The sequence below is a fragment of the Aeromonas fluvialis genome, assembly GCF_000819885.1.
GTDB lineage: Bacteria > Pseudomonadota > Gammaproteobacteria > Enterobacterales > Aeromonadaceae > Aeromonas > Aeromonas fluvialis.
On record NZ_CDBO01000053.1, the window covers coordinates 25,936 to 48,360 of the forward strand.

Annotated in this window: 20 protein-coding genes; 11 read left to right on the forward strand and 9 right to left on the reverse strand. The window is 59.2% G+C overall.

The features are described from left to right. The first annotated feature begins 4 nt into the window (after positions 1-4). The 8 genes from murC (at position 5) to mutT (ending at position 10,071) form a co-directional block, all read left to right on the forward strand. Positions 5-1,459 (forward strand): UDP-N-acetylmuramate--L-alanine ligase, encoded by a 1,455-nt coding sequence (gene murC, locus BN1125_RS11395; RefSeq protein ID WP_042012472.1) that lies wholly within the window; start codon positions 5-7, stop codon positions 1,457-1,459. 98 nt (positions 1,460-1,557) lie between these two features. Next, the gene (locus BN1125_RS11400; protein WP_042012412.1) at positions 1,558-2,310 is read left to right on the forward strand and encodes a cell division protein FtsQ/DivIB; all 753 of its coding nucleotides are present in this window, start codon (positions 1,558-1,560) and stop codon (positions 2,308-2,310) included. Further along, positions 2,291-3,550 (forward strand): cell division protein FtsA, encoded by a 1,260-nt coding sequence (gene ftsA / locus BN1125_RS11405; protein WP_005336148.1) that lies wholly within the window; start codon positions 2,291-2,293, stop codon positions 3,548-3,550. Before BN1125_RS11400 ends, ftsA begins: the two co-directional genes overlap by 20 nt. 39 nt (positions 3,551-3,589) lie before the next feature. Then, positions 3,590-4,741: a cell division protein FtsZ gene (gene ftsZ, locus BN1125_RS11410; protein WP_042012413.1), complete on the forward strand. Its 1,152-nt coding sequence runs from the start codon at positions 3,590-3,592 to the stop codon at positions 4,739-4,741. Positions 4,742-4,840: 99 nt separating this feature from the next. Continuing rightward, positions 4,841-5,764 (forward strand): UDP-3-O-acyl-N-acetylglucosamine deacetylase, encoded by a 924-nt coding sequence (gene lpxC / locus BN1125_RS11415; protein ID WP_042012414.1) that lies wholly within the window; start codon positions 4,841-4,843, stop codon positions 5,762-5,764. Positions 5,765-5,904: 140 nt separating this feature from the next. Next, complete coding sequence (locus BN1125_RS11420; RefSeq protein ID WP_042012415.1) at positions 5,905-6,810, forward strand: peptidoglycan DD-metalloendopeptidase family protein; 906 nt, start codon at positions 5,905-5,907, stop codon at positions 6,808-6,810. A gap of 59 nt (positions 6,811-6,869) precedes the next feature. Continuing rightward, on the forward strand, positions 6,870-9,590 hold the full coding sequence (gene secA / locus BN1125_RS11425; protein ID WP_042012416.1) for a preprotein translocase subunit SecA: 2,721 nt from the start codon (positions 6,870-6,872) through the stop codon (positions 9,588-9,590). Between the two features lie 76 nt (positions 9,591-9,666). Then, positions 9,667-10,071, forward strand: coding sequence for an 8-oxo-dGTP diphosphatase MutT (gene mutT, locus BN1125_RS11430; RefSeq protein ID WP_042012417.1), 405 nt, complete (start codon positions 9,667-9,669; stop codon positions 10,069-10,071). Positions 10,072-10,148: 77 nt separating this feature from the next. Here mutT and yacG read toward each other — a convergent pair whose 3' ends face one another. The 9 genes from yacG to BN1125_RS11475 form a co-directional block, all read right to left on the reverse strand. After that, positions 10,149-10,343, reverse strand: coding sequence for a DNA gyrase inhibitor YacG (gene yacG / locus BN1125_RS11435; protein WP_042012418.1), 195 nt, complete (start codon positions 10,341-10,343; stop codon positions 10,149-10,151). Between the two features lie 9 nt (positions 10,344-10,352). Continuing rightward, on the reverse strand, positions 10,353-11,075 hold the full coding sequence (gene zapD / locus BN1125_RS11440; protein WP_042012419.1) for a cell division protein ZapD: 723 nt from the start codon (positions 11,073-11,075) through the stop codon (positions 10,353-10,355). A 37-nt stretch (positions 11,076-11,112) separates the two neighbouring features. Next, positions 11,113-11,727: a dephospho-CoA kinase gene (coaE, locus tag BN1125_RS11445; RefSeq protein ID WP_042012420.1), complete on the reverse strand. Its 615-nt coding sequence runs from the start codon at positions 11,725-11,727 to the stop codon at positions 11,113-11,115. A gap of 13 nt (positions 11,728-11,740) precedes the next feature. Next, a complete protein-coding gene (locus BN1125_RS11450) occupies positions 11,741-12,613 on the reverse strand; it encodes a prepilin peptidase (protein WP_042012421.1) in 873 nt (290 codons plus the stop codon). Positions 12,614-12,673: 60 nt separating this feature from the next. Then, on the reverse strand, positions 12,674-13,915 hold the full coding sequence (locus BN1125_RS11455; protein WP_042012473.1) for a type II secretion system F family protein: 1,242 nt from the start codon (positions 13,913-13,915) through the stop codon (positions 12,674-12,676). Positions 13,916-14,066: 151 nt separating this feature from the next. Then, complete coding sequence (gene tapB / locus BN1125_RS11460; RefSeq protein ID WP_042012422.1) at positions 14,067-15,773, reverse strand: PilB family type IVa pilus assembly ATPase TapB; 1,707 nt, start codon at positions 15,771-15,773, stop codon at positions 14,067-14,069. Next, a complete protein-coding gene (locus BN1125_RS19690) occupies positions 15,773-16,231 on the reverse strand; it encodes a prepilin-type N-terminal cleavage/methylation domain-containing protein (RefSeq protein WP_052446148.1) in 459 nt (152 codons plus the stop codon). The genes tapB and BN1125_RS19690 overlap by 1 nt, the downstream gene beginning before the upstream one ends. A gap of 313 nt (positions 16,232-16,544) precedes the next feature. After that, the gene (gene nadC, locus BN1125_RS11470) at positions 16,545-17,420 is read right to left on the reverse strand and encodes a carboxylating nicotinate-nucleotide diphosphorylase (protein WP_042012423.1); all 876 of its coding nucleotides are present in this window, start codon (positions 17,418-17,420) and stop codon (positions 16,545-16,547) included. Positions 17,421-17,423: 3 nt separating this feature from the next. Beyond that, a complete protein-coding gene (locus BN1125_RS11475) occupies positions 17,424-17,894 on the reverse strand; it encodes a retropepsin-like aspartic protease family protein (RefSeq protein ID WP_042012424.1) in 471 nt (156 codons plus the stop codon). A 130-nt stretch (positions 17,895-18,024) separates the two neighbouring features. Here BN1125_RS11475 and ampD point away from each other — a divergent pair, with 130 nt between their 5' ends. From ampD to aceE, 3 genes are all read left to right on the forward strand, one after another. Further along, on the forward strand, positions 18,025-18,600 hold the full coding sequence (gene ampD / locus BN1125_RS11480) for a 1,6-anhydro-N-acetylmuramyl-L-alanine amidase AmpD (RefSeq protein WP_042012425.1): 576 nt from the start codon (positions 18,025-18,027) through the stop codon (positions 18,598-18,600). A 278-nt stretch (positions 18,601-18,878) separates the two neighbouring features. Next, positions 18,879-19,643, forward strand: coding sequence for a pyruvate dehydrogenase complex transcriptional repressor PdhR (pdhR, locus tag BN1125_RS11485; protein WP_042012426.1), 765 nt, complete (start codon positions 18,879-18,881; stop codon positions 19,641-19,643). An 83-nt stretch (positions 19,644-19,726) separates the two neighbouring features. After that, on the forward strand, positions 19,727-22,387 hold the full coding sequence (gene aceE, locus BN1125_RS11490; RefSeq protein WP_042012427.1) for a pyruvate dehydrogenase (acetyl-transferring), homodimeric type: 2,661 nt from the start codon (positions 19,727-19,729) through the stop codon (positions 22,385-22,387). The last annotated feature ends 38 nt before the right edge of the window (positions 22,388-22,425 follow it).

Below are 22,425 nucleotides of genomic sequence, written 5' to 3' on the forward strand. Positions count from 1 at the left end.
GATTATGACCAAGGTTGAACTGGCAAAACTGCGTACTGTGATCCCCGAAATGCGCCGCGTGCGTCGCATCCACTTTATTGGCATCGGTGGTGCCGGTATGGGCGGGATCGCCGAAGTGCTTGCCAACGAAGGGTATCAGGTAACGGGCTCTGATCTGGCTCGCAATGGGGTGACCGAACGGTTGACCGGGCTGGGTGCCCATATTTTCGTCGGTCACAGTGCCGAGCATGTCAATGGTGCCAGCGTGGTGGTGGTCTCTACCGCGATCAAGCAGGATAACCCCGAGTTGCTGGCAGCCCGCGAGCTGCGCATCCCCGTAGTGCGCCGTGCCGAGATGCTGGCCGAGCTGATGCGTTTCCGTCACGGCATTGCCATTGCCGGTACCCACGGCAAGACCACCACCACCAGCCTGGTGGCGAGCATCTATGCCGAAGCCGACCGCGATCCGACCTTCGTCATCGGCGGCCTGCTCAATAGTGCTGGCACCAATGCTCGCCTGGGCAGCAGCCGCTATCTGATTGCCGAGGCGGACGAGAGCGACGCCTCTTTCCTGCATCTGCAGCCGATGGTCTCTATCGTGACCAATATCGAAGCGGATCATATGGATACCTACGGCGGTGATTTCTCCAAGCTGAAGGCCACCTTCATCGAATTCCTCCATAACCTGCCCTTCTACGGGCTGGCGGTGGTCTGCGTCGATGATCCTGTCGTGCGTGGTTTGTTGCCCGAGATTGCCCGCCCGACCCTGACCTATGGCCTTGCTGACGACGCGGATGTGCAGGTGCTGGATTTTGTCCAGACCACCAATCACAGCTGCTTCCGGGTACGCCGCAAAGAGGCGGGCGAGCTGCAGGTGACCCTCAATTTACCGGGTATTCACAACGCATTGAACGCTGCCGCGGCGATAGCTGTCGCGACAGAGGACGGTGTCAGTGATGAAGCCATCATCCGTGCGCTGGCCAAATTCGAAGGGGTGGGGCGTCGCTTCCAGCAGTATGGCGAGTTCGAAACCGGTCGTGGCAAGGCGATGCTGGTGGATGACTATGGCCACCACCCGAGCGAGGTGAAGGTCACCATCAACGCCGCGCGTGCCGGTTGGCCAGAGAAGCGTCTGGTGATGGTGTTTCAGCCACACCGCTATACCCGTACCCGCGACCTCTACGAGGACTTCGCCGATGTGCTCTCCAAGGTAGATGTGCTGGTGATGCTGGAGGTTTATGCTGCGGGCGAGGAGCCGATCCCGGGGGCCGATGGTCGGGCACTGTGCCGCTCCATTCGCTCGCGCGGCAACCTGGAACCCATCTTCGTCGCTACACCAGATGACGTGCCAGCCGTGCTGGCCGATCTGATCGGTGAGGGTGATCTGGTGCTGACTCAAGGCGCCGGGAACGTCGGCGCGCTGGCCCGTCGTCTCGGAGAGATGAAATTGTGCATAGATAGCATGAAATCTGGCGCCTGAGGGCCCAATGAGTATTTTGACCGCCAAGCCGGGGCCTATATAATGGCGAACCGGTCTGTCAAAAGGCCGGTTTAGCGCGTGACACGGGGATCGAGTGGGTGGAGGCAAGGGCACAGGGGCGCACCAAGGGTGGCTTCATCGCAGGAGTGATGTTTTTCCTGCTGGTGATATGGGGCTGCTACCGGACGGCGCTGGATGTTAAAGATTGGCTGACGGATGCCAATCGGTTGCCCATGAGCGAGTTGTTGCTGCAGGGGCAACATCAGTATTTGCAGACAGAGGAGCTGCGATTGGCGGTGCTGGATGGCGCCGAATTACGCAACTTCTTCGAGTTGGATGTCAACGAATTGCAGGCAAGGCTCAATGCCTTGCCTTGGGTAGCCTCGGTATCGGTACGCAAGAAGTGGCCGAACAAGATCAAGGTTTACCTCACGGAACAGGATGTGGCGGCACGCTGGAACGGCAACCGCTTCGTCAACACCAGAGGCAAGGTGTTCAGCGCGCCGGATCGGGTTAAAACCCCGCTGATGCAGCTGTCAGGACCCGATGATCAGGCTGCCCGTGTGTTGCAAGAGAGTCGGCAGTACGAGTCGCAACTGGTTGCCAAAGGATACAAATTGCTGGGAGTGAATCTGACTCCCCGCCATGCCTGGGAGCTGACCCTGGATGGCAATATCAAGCTGTTTCTGGGGCGCAACGACATAGCGCTCAGGTTGCAGCGGTTTATCGATGCCTTCCCGGTTATCGAACCCCGTTCGCAGGTTGCGTATGTGGATCTTCGATACGATACCGGTGTGGCAGTTGGCTGGAAGAAGAGCGAAGAGAAAGTGCATGACCAACACCGCAGATAGGAATTTGATTGTCGGACTGGATATCGGCACAACCAAGGTGGCGGTTCTGGTCGGGGAAGTATTGCCGGACGGTGAGCTGAATGTCATCGGTATGGGCAGTCACGCCTCCCGCGGGATGGAGAAGGGCGGGGTCAATGACCTCGACTCCGTGGTCAAGTCACTACGCCGTGCGGTGGAAGAGGCCGAGATGATGGCTGATTGCCAGATCAGCTCGGTTTATCTTGGGCTGTCGGGCAAGCATATCGACTGCCGCAACGAGACCGGCATGGTGCCCATCTCCGATGAGGAGGTGACCCAGGAGGATGTGGACAACGTGATCCATACCGCCAAGTCGGTTCGCCTCTCGGACGAGCTGCGCGTGTTGCACGTTCTGCCTCAGGAGTTTGCCATCGACTATCAGGAGGGGATAAAAAATCCGGTCGGTCTCTCAGGTGTGAGGATGGCGGCCAAGGTGCACCTCATCACCTGCCACAACGACATGGCCCGCAACATTGAGAAATGTGTGGAGAAGGTCGGTTTGCGGGTGGATCAACTGATCTTCTCCGCGCTGGCCTCCAGCTATGCGGTGTTGACCGAAGACGAGAAAGAGCTGGGTGTCTGCGTGGTCGACATCGGTGGTGGCACCATGGACATGTCGCTGTTTACCGGCGGCGCCCTGCGCCACACCAAGGTGATCCCGTATGCCGGCAGCACTGTTACCAGCGACATCGCCTATGCCTTCGGCACACCGCCGCTGGATGCAGAAGCGATCAAGGTGCGCTACGGCTGTGCCCTCGGTCGTCTGGTCAGCAAGGAAGACAATATTGAAGTGCCCAGTGTCGGTGGTCGCCCGGCGCGCAGCCTGCAACGGCAGACACTGGCTGAAGTGATCGAGCCCCGTTACACCGAGTTGCTCTCCATGGTGAATGATGAGCTGGTGCGGGTACAAAGCGAATTGAAAGCGCAGGGGGTCAAGCATCAGCTGGCCGCCGGTGTGGTTTTGACCGGCGGCGCTGCCCAGATCGAAGGCATAGTGGAGTGTGCAGAGCAGATCTTCCAGAGCCAGGTCCGGGTAGGGGAGCCCATGAATATTCGTGGCTTGAGTGATTATGTGCAGGCGCCGGTGTACTCGACTGCGGTTGGATTGCTGCAGTATGGTCGAACACATCAGGCAACAGGTAGCAACAAAGAATATGCCGCCAAGGCAAGCGTCGGTGGCCTGGTTAAACGGGTCAGCAACTGGCTGCGTGGCGAGTTTTAAGAATTTTGCTGAGTCAGGCAAATAAAGCGGAGAGACAACATGTTTGAATTTATGGATAGCCATACTGACGAAGCCGTCATTAAAGTGATTGGTGTAGGTGGCGGCGGCGGCAACGCTGTCGAACACATGGTTCGTCAAAACATCGAAGGTGTCGAGTTCATCACGGTGAACACCGACGCCCAGGCACTGCGCAACTCCAGTGCCAACACCACCCTGCAGATCGGCGGTGGCATCACCAAGGGGCTGGGGGCCGGCGCCAATCCGGAAGTGGGTCGTGACGCGGCCATGGAGGATCGCGAAGCGCTGCGCGAGCTGCTGACCGGCTCCGACATGGTGTTCATCGCCGCTGGCATGGGCGGTGGTACCGGTACCGGCGCTGCGCCGATCGTGGCCGAAGTGGCCCGCGAGATGGGCATCCTGACCGTTGCCGTCGTCACCAAGCCGTTCTCCTTTGAAGGGAAGAAGCGGATGGGCTTCGCCGCCCACGGTATCGAAGAGCTCTCCAAAAACGTCGACTCCCTGATCACCATCCCCAACGACAAGTTGCTGAAGGTGCTGGGTCGCGGTATCTCCCTGCTGGACGCCTTCAAGGCTGCCAACGATGTGCTGCTGGGTGCGGTACAGGGGATTGCCGAGCTGATCACCCGTCCGGGCTTGATCAACGTCGACTTCGCGGACGTGCGTACCGTCATGCGCGAGATGGGGACCGCCATGATGGGTACCGGTTCTGCCTCCGGTGATGACCGCGCCGAAGAAGCGGCCGAGAAAGCCATCTCCAGCCCGCTGCTGGAAGACGTGGATCTGGCCGGTGCCCGCGGCATCCTGGTCAATATCACTGCCGGCATGGACATGACCATCGAAGAGTTTGAAACCGTCGGTAACGCGGTCAAGGCCTTCGCTTCCGAGAACGCCACCGTGGTAGTGGGTACCGTCATCGATCCGGAAATGCAGGATGAATTGCGTGTGACCGTGGTTGCGACCGGTATCGGTGCCGAGCGCAAGCCGGACATCACGCTAGTCAAGAGCAGCCAGGTGCAAGAGCGCCCGGTACGCCAGCCGCTGGTCAGCGACATGATGCAAGGCCGCGTGATGGATGAAGCCCCGGCCAAGGTGGTCAATGCCGAGCCGCAAGCTCGTCGTGAACCGGATTATCTGGATATTCCGGCGTTTCTGCGCAAGCAGGCAGACTAAGCCTCTCATGAGGCTTGTTTGTCTGTTGCTTAAGGAATGTGCTAAGATGGTCTGCCAACGACCATCTGGTCCGGATTTTAAGCTGTTTAGGGTACACCCATGATTAGACAAAGAACCTTGAAAACGAGTGTACAGGCGACTGGCGTCGGCCTGCATTCGGGTCGGAAAGTCACTATGAAGTTCCGTCCGGCACCTGTTAACACAGGGATCGTTTACTTGCGTACCGATTTGAATCCTGTGGTGGAGCTGCCAGCCAATGCCGATCAGGTGCGTGATACCCTGCTCTGTACCGCTCTGGTCAACGAAGCCGGTGTCCGTGTCTCTACCATTGAGCACCTCTCTGCCGCGTTGGCCGGGATCGGGATCGACAACCTCTACGTCGAGGTTGACGCGCCCGAGATCCCGGTGATGGACGGCAGTGCGCACCCCTTTATCTACCTGCTGCAGGAAGTCGGGATCCGTGAGCAAAATGCGGCCAAGCAGTTTGTGCGGATCAAGAAGAGCATCCGGGTTGAAGACGGCGACAAGTGGGCGGAATTCCACCCCTATCGCAACGGCTTCAAGATGGATCTCGAGATCGATTTCCAGCATCCGGTCTTTGAAGGGCGCAATCAGCGTTGCGTGCTGGACTTCTCCGGCGCCTCTTTCGTGAAAGAGATCAGCCGTGCCCGTACCTTCGGGTTCATGCGCGATATCGAGTACCTGCGCTCCCAGAATCTGGCGCTGGGCGGAAGCCTGGAAAACGCCGTGGTGCTGGATGACTATCGTGTACTGAACGAAGATGGTCTGCGTTACGAGGACGAGTTCGTCAAGCACAAGATGCTGGACGCGATCGGTGATCTGTACATGTGCAATCGCAGCATCATCGGTGAATTCCGAGCCTACAAGACCGGGCATGCCCTGAACAACAAGCTGCTGCGTGCCCTGCTGGCCGAGCAGGAGGCTTGGGAACTGGTGACCTTCGAGGGTGAGGGCGACAAAGCGCCTATCGCTTACTACGACAACGGTCTGGTTCTGGCCTGATAGCTGTGCAACGGAACGTCGGTCCTCTCTCCGCACCGACGTTCCGTCATTTGTTTACTCCATCCTTTAATACCGATTATCTCCCGGTTTTATTTCCTGTGCAGGCCGATGGCCGCACCTGACCGAGCAGACTGATTTCTATGAGCATTACCCTGATCCTCCACGGCAAGCAGCGACGCAGGTTGCACTTACCCAAGCAACGTCTGGCCTGGGTCGGCGGTATAGTTTTCTCCCTGTTGGCCCTTGGTGGCGGCTGGCTCTGGCAGAGCTGGCAGCAAAAAATGGAGGCGCTGGAAGTGGCGCTGGCCATGGCCGAACAGCGTTCCGTTGACCAGAACGGCGAGGAAGCGCGCGAACAACTGGCCATGCTGGCTGCCCAGGTGGGCACCATGCAGGGACAGCTGGGTCGTCTCAATGCCCTCGGTGAGCGGCTGACCGAACAGGCCGATCTCGATCCCGACGAGTTCAATTTCAAAGAGCTGCCCCCCATGGGCGGCCCCTCTTACGATGAAGATCTGGAAGTGAGCCTCAGCGAGCTGCAAGCCTCGATGAAACACCTCAGCCAGCGGCTCAGCAGCCGCGAGGAGCAGCTGTCGGTACTTGAATCTTTCATCATGAATCACCATATCACCGATGCCGGTTTTATTTCCGGTACGCCAGTCAAGCAGGAGCGAGTTTGGGTCTCGTCCGGGTTTGGCGGACGGGTCGATCCGTTCAACGGGCGTGCCAAGATGCACAAAGGGGTCGATTTCCGTGGCAAACCCGGCACCCCGATTCTGGCCACCGGGCCAGGCATCGTCAGCTGGGCGGGCCGCCATCCGGAATTTGGCAACATGGTGGAGATTAATCACGGCAATGGCCTGGTCACCCGCTATGCCCACAACGCCAAGTTGCTGGTCGAGGTGGGCACTCTGGTCGATCAAGGTCAGAAGATTGCCTTGATGGGACGCACCGGTCGCGCGACCGGGGTCCATCTGCATTACGAAGTGTTGAAAGACGGTCGTCAGGTCAACCCCGCACGCTTTCTCAGTGCCAGCCGGGGTTAGGTTTTTTTCTTCAGGTTCCAGTGACGGAACGCTTTTATAACCAGAAATAGTTGGTACCCATGATTAGCACACTGCTCACCAAGATTATCGGCAGCCGGAACGACAGAACGCTCAAGGCTTTGCGCAAAATTGTAAAACAGATCAATGCCATGGAGCCACAGTTTGAGGCGCTGTCCGATGCCGAGCTGCAGGCCAAGACGGCCGAATACCGTCAGCGTATCGAGCAGGGCGAGACCCTGGAGCAACTGCTGCCGGAAGCGTTCGCGACCGTGCGTGAAGCCTCCAAGCGGGTGTTCGGCATGCGTCATTTCGACGTGCAGCTGATCGGCGGCATGGTGCTGAACTCCAATCGCATCGCAGAAATGAAGACAGGTGAAGGTAAAACCCTGACCGCAACCCTGCCAGCTTACCTGAACGCCCTGAGTGGCCATGGTGTGCACGTGGTCACGGTGAACGACTATCTGGCCAAGCGTGATGCGGAGGCGAACCGTCCGCTATTTACCTTCCTCGGCATGACTGTCGATTGCAACGTGCCAGGCATGGATGCGTCCCAGAAGCGTGATGCCTACGCTGCCGACATCACCTACGGTACCAACAACGAATTTGGTTTTGACTACCTGCGCGACAACATGGCGTTCTCACCGGAGCAGCGCGTCCAGCGTCCGCTTAACTACGCGCTGGTGGATGAGGTGGACTCGGTACTTATCGATGAAGCCCGTACCCCGTTGATCATCTCGGGCCCTGCCGAAGACAGCTCCGCCATGTATACCCAGATCAACAAGTTGATCCCGTTGCTGGTCAAGCAGGACAAGGAAGACACCGAAGAGTACACCGGCGACGGTCATTACACGGTGGACGAGAAGAACCGTCAGGCGCTGCTGACCGAAAACGGCCAGATCTTCGTGGAAGAGCTGCTCAAAAAAGAGGGGTTGCTGGACGAGAACGACTCCTTGTTCTCTGCCTCCAATATCAGTCTGCTGCACCACGTCAATGCCGGTCTGCGTGCTCACACCCTGTTCGAGCGCAACGTGGACTACATCGTGCAGAAAGACGAAATCGTCATCGTCGACGAGCATACCGGCCGTACCATGCCGGGTCGTCGCTGGTCCGATGGTCTGCATCAGGCCGTTGAAGCGAAGGAGGGGGTGAAGATCCAGAACGAGAACCAGACGCTCGCTTCCATCACCTTCCAGAACTACTTCCGTCTCTACAACAAGCTGGCGGGCATGACAGGTACTGCGGATACCGAAGCCTTTGAATTCCAGCAGATTTATGGCCTGGATACCGTGGTTATCCCGACCAACCAGCCGATGGTGCGCAAGGACATGGGCGATCTGGTCTACCTGACCGCCAATGAAAAATATGCCGCCATCGTCGAGGATATTCGCGGTTGCGTTTCCCGTGGCCAGCCGGTACTGGTGGGTACCGTCTCCATCGAGAACTCCGAGCTGCTCTCCGGCATCCTCAACAAAGAGAAGATCCCGCACAAGGTGCTGAACGCCAAGTTCCACGCCATGGAAGCGGAGATCGTTGCCCAGGCAGGTCAGACTGGCGCTGTCACCATTGCCACCAACATGGCCGGTCGTGGTACCGACATCGTACTGGGTGGCAACTGGCAGGCGGAGATCGCCCTGCTGGAGAACCCGACCGACGAACAGATCCGTGAGATCAAGGCCGCCTGGCAGGTGCGTCACGATGAAGTGCTGGCCGCCGGTGGTCTGCACATTATCGGTACCGAACGTCACGAATCCCGTCGAATCGACAACCAGCTGCGCGGCCGTTCCGGTCGTCAGGGTGACCCGGGCTCCTCCCGTTTCTACCTCTCCATGGAAGACACCCTGATGCGGATCTTCGCCTCCGATCGCGTGACCGGCATGATGAAGAAGCTGGGCATGGAAGAGGGCGAGGCCATCGAACACCCCTGGGTCACCAAGGCAATCGAAAACGCCCAGCGCAAGGTGGAAGGTCGCAACTTCGACATCCGCAAGAGCTTGCTGGAGTTTGATGACGTGGCCAACGACCAGCGCAAGGTGGTGTATGAGCAGCGTAACGAGCTGCTGGATACCAACGACATCTCCGAGACCATCCATGTCATCCGTGATGACGTCTACGGCACGGTGCTCGACGAGTACATTCCGCCCCAGTCTCTGGAAGAGATGTGGGACGTGCCGGGTCTGGAAACACGCCTGAAGGCGGACTTCGCGCTGGATCTGCCGCTGCAACAGTGGCTGGCGGAAGATGACAAGCTGTATGAAGAGAAGCTGCGCGAGCGCATTCTGACCGAAGCCACCAAGCTCTATGCCCACAAGGAGGAGCTGGTCGGCATCGATGTGCTGCGCAACTTCGAGAAGGCGGTGATGCTGCAAACCCTGGATGGTCTGTGGAAAGAGCATCTGGCGGCCATGGATCACCTGCGTCAGGGCATCCATCTGCGCGGTTACGCCCAGAAGAACCCCAAGCAGGAGTACAAGCGCGAATCCTTCGATCTGTTCACCCAGATGCTGGAAACCCTCAAGCGCGACGTGGTCAGCATTCTGAGCCGCGTTCAGGTGCAGGAGCGCGATGTGGAGGCGATGGAAGCGCAGCAGCGCCAGCAGGCTGAAGCCGCTCCCCGTACTTACACCCACGCCGCCGCCGAGAGCCAGCTGGCGGATGAAGAGGGTGCAGGTGCAGAGGGTCACACCACCTTCGTGCGCGACGAGCAGAAGATCGGCCGCAACGATCCCTGCCCGTGCGGCTCCGGCAAGAAATACAAGCATTGCCACGGTCAGTTGACCTGATCGACGCTATGTCACAACAGGCGGGCCAAGTGCCCGCCTTGTTATTGCTGGCCACTAGCGAACAAGGGGGCATGAAATGGAACAGAAAAAGCGGATCTGGGTGGCGGTTGGCGTCATCGAGAATGAACAGGGCGATATCTTCATCGCCAGACGCTCCTCCGATCGCCATCAGGGGGATCGCTGGGAGTTTCCCGGTGGCAAGGTAGAGGCGGGTGAGGATCTGCTCACCGCACTGGATCGGGAGCTGTGGGAAGAGATCGGCATCCGGGTATTGGATTGTGCCCCCTTTATGGAGCTGCAGCACGACTACCCCGAGAAGCAGGTATTGCTGGATATCTGGAAGGTGACCCGTTTCAGCGGCGAGCCGTTCGGAAAAGAGGGGCAGGAGTGTCTGTGGGTGCCGGTGGCCGAGCTGCATAACTACCACTTCCCCGATGCCAACGGCCCGATTGTGGCGCGGCTACAGGCGCGGCTGGCGTGAGCCGGTGGCCATCAACAAGCGTGAAAAAAGGGCCCAGCGGCCCTTTTTTCATTTTACAGAGGTGAGTGACCAGGGGCTTATAGCCACTGATCGCCCTCTTCCGGCTCCGGCAGCAGATCCGGGTTGATCTCCCCGGGGATCCGCTTCTCTTCATCGGCCCACTCGCCGAGATCGATCAGCTGGCAGCGCTTGCTGCAGAAGGGGCGAAACGGACTCTGTGGGCCCCACTCCACGTCGCTCTGGCAGGTCGGACACTTTACCTTGGTGACCATAAGCACTCCTTAGCAGCAGGCGAGCTGGAACGGCACATCGCCAATCGGCTGTTCGCCGGTAGGCAGAAAGCGCAGGGCAAAGCGGTTCTTGTGGCCACTCAGGGTCGGGTAGCAGAAGAGATTGCCCGGCAGCTTGATGCGAATAAGCTCGGCGCTCTCGGCGGTGTCCTGGAAGAAACCGTTGCTGGCAACCTGCTCACTGAAGCTGCTTGCTTCGCGCCACAGACGCAACAACAGGGTGATGGCGTTCATCAGCAGGGTGATGTCGCTCAGCCAGCCCTGCATCTGTTGGTGACGGGCGATGGCCGGGGTGCCGAGCCAGTGGTGCAACTGCGGTACATCGAAGGCACACAGACCACCGGGGATGGAGAAGCGCTGGCGGATGGAGCCGAGCAGACGATCCTCTTTCAGGCGGGCACCCGGGCGTGGCGCGTTGAGCAGGTTGCGGGAGAGCTGGCTGCTCACTTGCTGCATCTGTTTGATCTGCTCCAGATCGACGTCGGGCAGGCTGGCCCAGTGGCTCAGGCGCTGGCCGAGACGCTCCAGATCCTTGATGAGATCGGCGCGCAGGTCACCACGCTCCAGCAACTCCTGCAGATCGAACAGCCCCTTGAAGAAGGCGATGTGGGCCCAGGAGTGCTCGCTCTCCAGATTGTCGCGAATTTGGGAAAACAGGGACTCCAGACGCAGGTAGGTCCGGCTTTTTTCATTGAGGGGAAAATCGTAAATCATGCCTAATCCTGGCGAGCCATAAACCGGCCTAGTGTACTCACACTTGGCGGGCTTGTTGAGAGGCAAATGCCAGATATGTCTCGTGCAGTGCCAAAATTCGCGTTTTTATCGCCATGTCGCTGCCATGGTGATTTTCGATGAGATCATCCGCTGCGGCGAGCCGATCCGATCTGCTCGCCTGGGCGGCGATGATGGCCTTGGCCTGCTCGGCCGATACCCCATCCCGACGGCAGGTACGCTCAATCTGGGTCGCTTCGTCCACATCGATCACCAGCACCCGATGGGCCAGGTTGGTGAGTTTGTTCTCCACCAGCAGTGGCACCACCAGCAGGCAGTAAGGTGAGCGGGCCGCGGCACACTGGCGTTGCATCTCGCTGCGAATGAGCGGGTGAAGCAGGGCATTGAGCCAGGTCTTGGCCTGCGGATCGCTAAAGACCCGCTCGCGCAGGGCGCGACGATCGAGCTGTCCGCTCGGATCGATCACATCGGCACCAAAATGGTCGGCGATGGCGGCCAGGGCCGGGGTACCCGGCTCGACCACTTCGCGGGCAATGACATCGGCATCCACGACTTCGATTCCCAGCGCGGCAAACTGATTGGCGATGGTGGTCTTGCCGCTGCCGATACCACCGGTGATAGCAACTACATACATGGGGGCCTCTTGCTCAAAGCAGGGTCGAGAGATACCAGCGGGTGATGGTATCGCCCCATAGCAGGGCAATCCAGCCCGCGATGGCCAGATAGGGGCCGAAGGGGATAGGCTTGCCCTGATGGTGTTTGTGCAAGGCGATCAGGCTGATGCCGATCACGGCGCCGACCAAGGAGGAGAGCAGCAGAATAATGGGCAGCGCCTGCCAGCCGAGCCAGGCGCCCAGGGCCGCCAGCAGCTTGAAGTCGCCATAACCCATCCCCTCCTTGCCGGTGAGCAGCTTGAACGCCCAATAGAGGCTCCAGAGCACCAGATAGCCCGCCATGGTACCAATCACGGCATCAGCCAGCGGCACGAATCCCTCTGCCAGATTGAACAGCAGCCCGCCCCACAGCAGGGGCAGGGTGAGCTGGTCGGGCAGCAACATCTTGTCGAGATCGATAAAGGTGAGGGCGATCAGCACCCAGGTGAGCAGCAGGGCAGCCAGCGTGCCCCAGCCCGGCGCGATCACCATGGCGACCGCCAGCGACAGCAGGGCGGTCAGCAATTCCACCAGCGGATAGCGTGCCGAGATGGGCGCCTGACAGTCGCGGCAACGCCCCTTGAGCCAGAGCCAGCTCAGCAGCGGAATGTTCTCGATGGCGGTAATGGCGTGGCCACAGTGGGGGCAGGCGGAGCGCGGCACCATCAGGTTGTAGCGCGCTGGCGCAGTGGCCTCCTCATCGGGGGCGAAGTAGCTGCGATACTCGGCCTGCCACTCCCGCTCCAGCATGATGGGCAGGCGGTGGATCACTACGTTGAGGAAGCTGCCGATCATCAGAGAAAAGAGAAAAACCAGCGAGAAGTAGAGCCAGGGCAAGCCGTGAGCCAGCTCGAGAAGAAGTGTCATAACCAACCGTCAGTCATTGAATGAGAAGGGGGCATGGCGATGATGCCATGCCCTGATGAATCAGCCTACCACGTCGCCAAGTTTGAAGATGGGCAGGTACATGGCGATCACCATGCCGCCGACCAGCACCCCGAGCACCACCATGATGAGGGGTTCCAGCAGGCTGGTGAGGCCATCGACCAGATCATCCACCTCCTGTTCGAAGATGGTGGCGACCTTGGAGAGCATATCATCGATGGCGCCGGACTCCTCGCCGATCATCACCATCTGGATCACCATGTCGGGGAAGAGATCGACGGTGCGCATCGCCACGTTGATCTGCATACCGGCCACCACTTCGTTGCGGATTGCCATGACGGCGGTGCGATAGACATAGTTACCGGAGGCGCCGGCCGCCGAGATGAGAGCATCCACCAGCGGGATACCGGCCGAGAAAGTGGTTGAGAGGGTGCGGGCAAAGCGAGCCATGGCCGCCTTGTGCAGGATCATGCCGACCACCGGGATAGTGAGCACAAACTTGTCGGTATTGTCTCTCACCTTCTGGGAGGCGCGCCAGGCGCGCACATAGAGGAAGATGCCAAGGGCCGTGCCACCAAAGAAGACATACCACCAGTTCTGCATAAAGCGTGAGATGCCGATGACAAACTGGGTGAACACCGGCAGCTCGGCGCCGAAGCTCTTGAAGATATCCTCAAACTGCGGGATGACGAACAGCAGCAGGATGGAGGTCACGACGATGGCCACCAGAATGACCATGGTGGGGTAGAACATCGCCTTCTTGATCTTCGACTTGAGCGCCTCCGACTTTTCCCGGTAGGTGGCGATACGGTCGTAGATGGTCTCCAGCGCACCGGATTGCTCACCCGCCTCGACCAGATCGCAGTAGAGAGCGTCAAAATGGCGGGGGTGGCGGCGCAGCGCCTCCGACATCGGGGTGCCGGTCTCCACATCGGCGGCGACCTGCCCCATCAGCTCGCGCATGGCCACTTTCTCGTGGCTGCGGGCGATGATCTGCAGGCTTTGCACCAGCGGTACGCCGGCGGAGAGCATGGTAGTGATCTGGCGGGAGATGATGGCAATATCCATCGGCTTGATCTTGGCGCCGCCCTTGGAGAAGATCCCCTGGGATTTTTTGGTCACCCTGGTGACGTTGACCCCCTGCTTGCGCAGCTCGGTCTTGACGGTATTGATGCTGTCAGCCTGCAGCTCGCCGGAGACCTTCTGCCCCTTGCGGTTAACCCCGTGCCAGCGGAAGGCGAAGACTTTCTTCGGGGCATTGTTCTTCTTGGTTAGCGTTGCCATCTTTGCATCCTGCAATTGGGTCGGGCGCCAGCCCTGATGACACATACGTCCGATGACGCTGCGTGAATCCTGTTTACCTGCGCGAATGTCCGATTACGCGACGCGAATCGAACCTAGCAACGCATTATCGGCGAATGTTTCGCCACGCGGATCAGTTGGTGGTGACCCGGTTGACCTCGGCCAGACTGGTAACGCCGAGGCGCGCTTTCTCCAGTCCCGAGGTGCGCAGGGTGCGCATCCCCTCTTTCTGGGCAATCGCCGCGATTTGCAGGGAGTTGGCCCCCTGCATGATCAATTTGGCGATGTTCTCCGACATCAGCATGATTTCGTAGATGCCGACCCGCCCCTTGTAGCCGCCGGAACACGCCTTGCAACCGACCGGTTTGAACAGTCGCAGCCCCGCCGCCAGTTGCTGTGGCGTAAAGCCCAGCTCCAGCAGTTCGGCTTCCGGCACCACCTCCGGCGCTTTGCAGTGATCGCACAGTTTACGGGCCAACCGCTGGGCCATGATCAGGGTGACCGAGGAGGCGATGTTGAAGGCGGGCACCCCCATGTTCATCATCCGGGTCAGGGTCTCGGCGGCGGAGTTGGTATGCAGGGTGGAGAGCACCAGGTGGCCGGTCTGGGCCGCCTTGATGGCGATCTCGGCGGTTTCGAGATCGCGGATCTCCCCCACCATCACCACATCCGGGTCTTGCCGCAAGAAGGAGCGCAGGGCGCTGGCGAAGGTGAGCCCCGCCTTGGGGTTGACCTGCACCTGATTGACGCCCGGCAGGTTGATCTCCACCGGATCTTCAGCGGTAGAGATATTTACCTCGGTGGTGTTGAGAATATTGAGGCCGGTATAGAGCGAGACTGTCTTGCCCGAGCCGGTGGGGCCGGTCACCAGGATCATCCCCTGCGGTTTGGAGAGGGCGCGCAGGTATTGCGCCTTCTGCCGGTCGTCGAAACCGAGCTGCTCGATATTGAGGCGGGCCGCCGAGGAGTCGAGCAGCCGGATCACGATCTTCTCCCCCCACATGGTGGGCAGGGTGTTGACCCGCATATCCATCGACTTGTTGCGCGACAGCTTCAACTTGATGCGGCCATCTTGTGGCAGCCGCCGCTCGGCAATATCGAGCCGCGCCATCACCTTGAGGCGGGCGGAGAAACGGTTGGCCAGATTGACCGGCGGGGTGGCAATTTCGTGCAAAATGCCGTCGACGCGAAAGCGCACCCGATACTTGAACTCGTAGGGTTCGAAGTGCAGGTCGGAGGCGCCGCGCTTGATGGCATCCATCAGGATCTTGTTGATGTACTTGACGATGGGGGCGTCATCGTCCGTGGTGTTGACGCTCTCGTCGAGCCGGCTGTTCTCGTCGGAGACTTCGAGATCCGAAATCTCGGTCTCGTCGATATCCTCCATGCCGAGGGCATCGTTTTCGCTCTCCAGCAGCTTGCCGATGGCGGCGGTGAGCTTGTTCTCCTCCACCAGCAGCGCCTCGGTATGCAGGCCGAAGCTGAAGCCAAAGTCCTCCAGCGCCGAGACATTGGTCGGGTCCGACATGGCGATATAGAGGGTGTGGCCCTGGGTGTAGATGGGCAGCACGTGGTGTTTCTCAATCAGCTTCTGATTGAGGTACTTCTGCGGGATCTCGGCCAAATCGAAGGCGGCAAGATCCAGCAGAGGTACCCCATACTCCAGCTCGCAAAAATCGGCGAGCGCCTTGCTGTCGAGGATGTCGTTCTCGATCAGAAAGGTGACAAAGGGTTTGCGCTGGGCCTTGGCCTGGCTCAGATAGCGCTGGGAATCCTCTTCGCTGATCAGTGAAGAGGCGGCCAGGCTTAACGCCAGGCCGCTATGGGGGCTAGATGTCATTATGATTTAGGGCATTGAGCGTTTTGATCTGTTGTGCCCCCAGAACAGGTGAATACCCATGTGTAAGGGACTGAAGCACCTGAGGTAGCTAATTGAAGAATGCCAGAAGTGCCCAGTGGGCCTCCTTTTGTTGCGTTCGCAAACTTGACTTGGAATGTCGCTCCTGCAGCCGAAGTGAATGTCGGCGTACCATTTAATACAACGGTCGCAGGAAGTTTTTTGGAGGTGTTTACACAATCCGTAGCGGCAGTACCAATAGTAAATTGTCCTTGGCTGGAACAGACTTCAGCATCAGTTTTTAGACTTCCGAGAGCGGTTGCTAATTCTGTCCACTTCGTTTTGGTGACGTAGTTCTGATAGGCCGGCAATGCGATAGCAGCCAAGATGGCCACGATCGCGACCACGATCATCAGTTCAATAAGGGTAAAACCCGACTGTTTCTTCATGTTGCTGTTCATGGAAAATATCCTTTTATCCTTGGTTCCTGGGAAGTGGCGGTAGAAAATCGTCCGCACGTCAGTATCTTATCCGAGCTGTCAGGGGTGGCAACAGAGATTGCGCCCTTTGTTAACCTCTTTCATGTCATTTACCAAAAATATGATATAAATCATAAATAAGCGGCTTCTAACGACTCTTTTTGATTGGCGGGGTCAGGCCCATCATCACACTCCTTTGTTAAGAGACCTTGCTTAAAGAAAAGGCGCCTATGGCGCCTTTTGCAAGTTGTTTATCCGGTTAGATCGCCTATTTGCTCACGCCGGTGGGGTCGTCTCATGGCTGGATAAAGCGCATCGAGAGATCGAGCGCCTGCAGATGCTTGGTCAGCGCCCCCACCGAGATAAAATCGACCCCGGTGGCGGCAAACTCGGCCAGGGTGTCCAGCGTCACATTGCCGGAGACTTCCAGCTTGGCGCGGCCCTGATTGATGGCGACCGCGTCGTGCATCATGGGCACATCGAAGTTATCCAGCATCACGATATCGGCATTGGCCGCCAGCGCCTGTTCCAGTTCTGCCAGCGATTCGACTTCCACCTCCACCGGTTTGCCCGGATTGAGACGGCGAGCCTCATTCACCGCTGCGGCAATGCCGCCACAGGCGAGGATATGGTTCTCTTTGATAAGGTAAGCGTTATGGAGGCCGATGCGGTGATTCTTGCCGCCGCCACAGGTGACCGCGTACTTCTGGGCGGTGCGCAGCCCCGGGATGGTCTTGCGGGTGTCGAGCAATCGGCAGTCGGTGCCAGCCAGCTCTGCCACATAGCGGGCGGTGAGGGTGGCGACGCCAGAGAGGGTCTGGACAAAGTTCAGCGCGGTGCGTTCGCCGGTCAGCAGCAGGCGGGCCGGGCCATGGAGGCGGAACAGCTCCTGATTGGGGGAGAGCACGTCCCCATCCTGCACCTGCCACTCCACCTGCACCTCGCCGCCGAGCTGGGCCTTCAGTTGCAAAAAGACTTCATCCACCCAGGGCTGGCCGCAGAATATGCCGGCTTCGCGGGTGATGACCCGGGCGCTGGCCAGCCGATCGGCCGGGATCAGCTGGGCGGTGATATCGGCGCTGGCGTCCGGTTGGTCCAGCGTGGTGAGGGCATCGCCCAGATCTTCGAGTAGTGCGGCGCGCACGGCGCGGCTGACATCCTGTTGAAACATGCCTTATTCCTGCAAGGGTCTGAGCAGCAACTGCCGCTCTTTTTGAACCAGCTCCAGCCGACCGAGGGCGTTCATGCCAACCAGCACTTCGTCACCGTCTGTCGCCGGATTGATAAAGATGGCCAGATCGTACAAGGTCAATGGCCCCATCGCCAGCGTTTCGATGGTGCCGTTGCCGACCCGGATCGGCCCCGCGGCGGTATTGACCTGGCTGCTGCCATGAGCGGTCAGGCCGAGCCGCTCGGCAACCTGCTGCGGGATGGTGATACGGGTGGCGCCGGTATCGAGCAGCAGTTGCACCGGTTGGCCGTTGATGGCACCCTCCAGACGATAGTGGCCGCTCTGGTCGGCTCGTAGCAGCAGCTCGCCGCTGGCGGTCACGCTCGGTTGCGAGCGGGAGTGGAAGTAGAGGGTCAGCAGGCCCATCAGAGAGAGCCAGACCAGTAACCACATCCAGCGTGCCGTGTGCTGCATACCCCATCCATATCGAGCGAAAGATGACTCAGCCTAACATACAATTTCCCGTTGATTCAGCGAGTTGGTGCTGGCTAGTTCATTACATCCCTTCATCTTTTCGCCATTAATCAGTCAACACGAGTAGCCGATGACTCACCTCGCTTCGCAACCTTGTTTCTCTATCGATGCCGCTGGCTGGTGCCCGCAGGCACGCCGGGTGCCTTCTCCTCACCACAACGAACGGGCCACGCCGGACGATATCTCCCTGCTGGTGGTGCATGGTATCAGCCTGCCGCCGGGGGAGTTTGGTGGCCCCTTTATCGACGATCTCTTTATGGGGCGGCTCGACCCCGAGGCTCACCCCTATTTTGCCGCTATCCATCAGTTGCGGGTCTCGGCCCACTGCCTGATCCGCCGTGATGGCGAGCTGGTGCAGTATGTGCCGTTCGGTGCGCGGGCCTGGCATGCGGGCGTATCGAGCTGGCAGGGGCGGGAGGCATGCAACGACTTCTCCATCGGTATCGAGCTGGAAGGGACTGACGAGACCCCCTATACCGAGGCTCAGTACCGGGTGCTGGCGGGGCTCACCCGAGCCATTTCAGCGCGCTATCCGGCCATCACCCACGAAAAAATTGTCGGCCATTGCGACATCGCGCCGGGGCGCAAGACGGATCCCGGTGCCAGTTTTCAGTGGGATTACTACCGGCAGATACTAAACAGCTAAAGTGAATATTAAAATTTAGTTTGGATTTTAAAATCAATGGCTTGCCGGTCTGGCAGGCCATTGTTGTCTCTGGTTGCGCAAATGTTATCTGTGAGCGCGGTCAAGAATATTGGTCAGACCATTTTCTATGAGCTAAATCATGTTTTCCCCGTTTTACCCCTTAAGTGGTGCGGTTGGTTCTTGATTCAGATCATCTTTTGGGTGGACTTTTCAAAAGGGCTCTGCTAATTTTCGCCCCATCCATGAAATTGGTAATACCAATTTAACAAAGTAGCCTCATGCCCTATCGCAAGATTACGCAACCCAAGTTGGCCGACGCCATTGTCGCCGAGCTGGAACAGATGATTCTGGAAGGCAGCCTGCAGCCGGGGCAGAAGTTGCCGCCCGAGCGGGAACTCGCCATCCAGTTTCAGGTATCGCGCCCCTCCCTGCGCGAAGCCATCCAGCGGCTGGAAGCGCGCGGGTTGCTTTATCGCCGTCAGGGCGGCGGCACTTATGTGCAGAATGCCTTGAGCAAGGGGATGGCCGATCCCCTGTTCGAACTGCTCAGTACCCACCCGGAAGCTCGGTATGACCTGCTGGAGTTTCGCCACGCGCTGGAAGGCATCTGTGCCTACTACGCGGCCTTGCGGGGAACCGGGTCTGATTTCGAGCGCATTCGTCAGGTGCAAATCACCATTGAAGAGGCGGGCCAGCTGGGCTCGCTGGTGGCCGAGTCGGCAGCCGTGACCCAGTTCTATCTGGCGGTGGCCGAGGCGTCCCACAACGTGGTGCTGCTGCACCTGCTGCGGGCCATGAGCCCGATGCTCGAGCAGAACATTCTGCAAAATAACGAGATTTTGAATCGCCGCCCGGGAGTGGTCGCCAAGATCCGTCGCCATCGTGCGAACTTGATCGAGGCCATCCTTTCGGGGGCTCCGGAGCGGGCCAGAACAGCTTGTCATGAGCATCTGGCCTTTATCGAGGACACCTTGTTGGATATGCAGAGGGAAGAGACCCGGATCCAGCGATCCATGCGTCGGATCCGTCAGCAGGAAAACTAATCCCACAAGGCTTTCTTTATTGTCGAATGCTTGCGCCTTTCGCCGTGCAATGCCGTGCAATCACAACAACATAGGAACCAGCCATGTCTGATATCCTGAAGAACGATGTGGACCCGATAGAAACGCTGGAGTGGCTTGCCTCTCTGGAATCCCTGCTGCGTGAAGAGGGTCCGCAACGCGCTCAGTTCATCCTTGAACAGTTGGCCGAGAAAGCCCGCGCAAGCGGTGTGGACGTGGCTGCCAAGGCAAATCGCGATTACATCAACACCATCCCGTCCAGCGACGAGCCGGACTACCCGGGTGACCTGGAGATGGAGCGCCGCATTCGCGCCATCATCCGCTGGAACGCCATGATGATCGTGCTGCGCGCGTCCAAGAAAGACCTGGACCTGGGTGGTCACATGTCTTCCTTCGCTTCTTCTGCGACCATCTATGATGTCTGCTTCAACCACTTCTTCCGTGCTCGCAACGAGAAGGATGGTGGCGATCTGGTCTACTTCCAGGGTCACATCTCCCCGGGCATCTACGCCCGTGCCTTTGCCGAAGGTCGCTTGACTGCCGAGCAACTGGACAACTTCCGTCAGGAAGTGGACGGCAAGGGTATCCCTTCCTATCCGCACCCGAAACTGATGCCGGACTTCTGGCAGTTCCCGACCGTTTCCATGGGTCTGGGCCCCATCGCCGCCATCTATCAGGCTCGCTTCCTGAAGTACCTGACCGACCGTGGTATCAAGGATTGCTCCGGGCAGACCGTTTACGCCTTCCTGGGTGACGGCGAGATGGACGAGCCGGAAGCCAAAGGTGCCCTGACCGTTGCCGTGCGTGAAAAGCTCGACAACCTGGTGTTCGTGGTCAACTGCAACCTGCAGCGTCTGGATGGTCCGGTTGTCGGTAACGGCAAGGTCATCAACGAGCTGGAAGGCCTGTTCGCCGGCGCCGGTTGGGATGTCACCAAGGTCATCTGGGGTCGCAAGTGGGATGAGCTGCTGAAGAAAGACACCTCCGGCAAGCTGATCCAGCTGATGAACGAGACCGTGGACGGTGACTACCAGACCATGAAGTCCCGCGACGGTGGCTACATCCGCGAGCACTTCTTCAATCGTTATCCGGAAACTGCCGCGCTGGTCAAAGAGATGACCGACGAGGAAATTTTCGCCCTGAACCGCGGTGGTCACGATCCGCGCAAACTGTTCGCCGCGTTCAACAAGGCGACCCAGACCAAGGGCAAGCCGACCGTTATTCTGGCCAAGACCATCAAGGGTTACGGCATGGGTGAAGCGGCTGAAGGCAAGAACATCGCGCACCAGGTCAAGAAGATGGAGCTGGACTCCGTGCGTCACCTGCGTGACCGCTTCAACCTGCCGGTGGCCGACGAGCAGCTGGCCGATCTGCCTTACCTGAAGATCGAAGCCGGTTCTGCCGAGCACAAATACCTGCACGACCGTCGCACCGCCCTGAAAGGCTACCTGCCGACCCGTCTGCGCGAAAGCACCACCCAGCTGGACATCCCGGCACTGGATGCCTTCGGCCCGCTGCTGGGTGAGCAGGCGCGCGAAATTTCCACCACCATGGCGTTCGTGCGTTCCCTGAACGTGATGCTGAAAGACAAGTCCATCGGCAAGCGCATCGTACCGATCCTGGCTGACGAAGCCCGTACCTTCGGTATGGAAGGCCTGTTCCGCCAGATCGGTATCTACAGCCCGCACGGTCAGCAATACACCCCGCAAGACCGCGACATCGTCTCCTACTACAAGGAAGACAAGCAGGGTCAGGTTCTGCAAGACGGTATCAACGAGCTGGGCGCCATGTCCTCCTGGCTGGCTGCTGCGACCTCTTACAGCACCAACGACTGCCCGATGATCCCGTTCTACATCTACTACTCCATGTTCGGCTTCCAGCGGATCGGCGACATGGCGTGGGCAGCCGGTGACCAGCAAGCCCGTGGCTTCCTGCTCGGTGCGACCTCCGGTCGTACTACCCTGAACGGCGAAGGTCTGCAGCACGAAGATGGTCACAGCCACATCCTGGCCAACACCATCCCGAACTGCGTCTCCTACGACCCGTCTTACGCCTATGAAGTGGCGGTGATCGTACAGGACGGCCTGCGCCGCATGTACGGTGAGAACCCGGAGAACGTGTTCTACTACATCACCACTCTCAATGAAAATTATGCGATGCCGGCCATGCCGGAAGGCGCTGAAGAGGGTATCCGCAAGGGTATCTACAAGCTGGAGTCTGTGGCCGGTGCCAAGGCGAAAGTTCAGCTGCTGGGTTGTGGTTCCATCCTGGGTCATGTGCGCACCGCCGCCCAGATCCTGGCCAGCGAGTACGGCATCGGTTCCGATGTGTTCAGCGTCACCTCCTTCAACGAGCTGGCTCGTGACGGTCAGGACGCGGATCGCTGGAACATGCTGCACCCGACCTCTGACGCGCGTGTTCCCTACATCGCTCAGGTACTGGGTTCCGACGCCACCATCGCTGCGACCGACTACATGAAGTCCTTCGCCGATCAGGTTCGCGCCTTCGTGCCGACCGAGAACTACCGCGTGCTGGGCACCGACGGTTACGGCCGCTCCGACAGCCGTGCCAACCTGCGCCGTCACTTCGAAGTGAACGAGTTCTACGTGGTGGTTGCTGCCCTGACCGAACTGGCCAAGCGCGGCGAGGTAGACAAGCAGGTGGTGGCCGACGCCATCGCCAAGTACGGCATCGACGCCGACAAGGTCAACCCGCTGTACGCGTAAGTGGATCAAGGGTCGCGCCGTCATGCGGCGCGACCTTG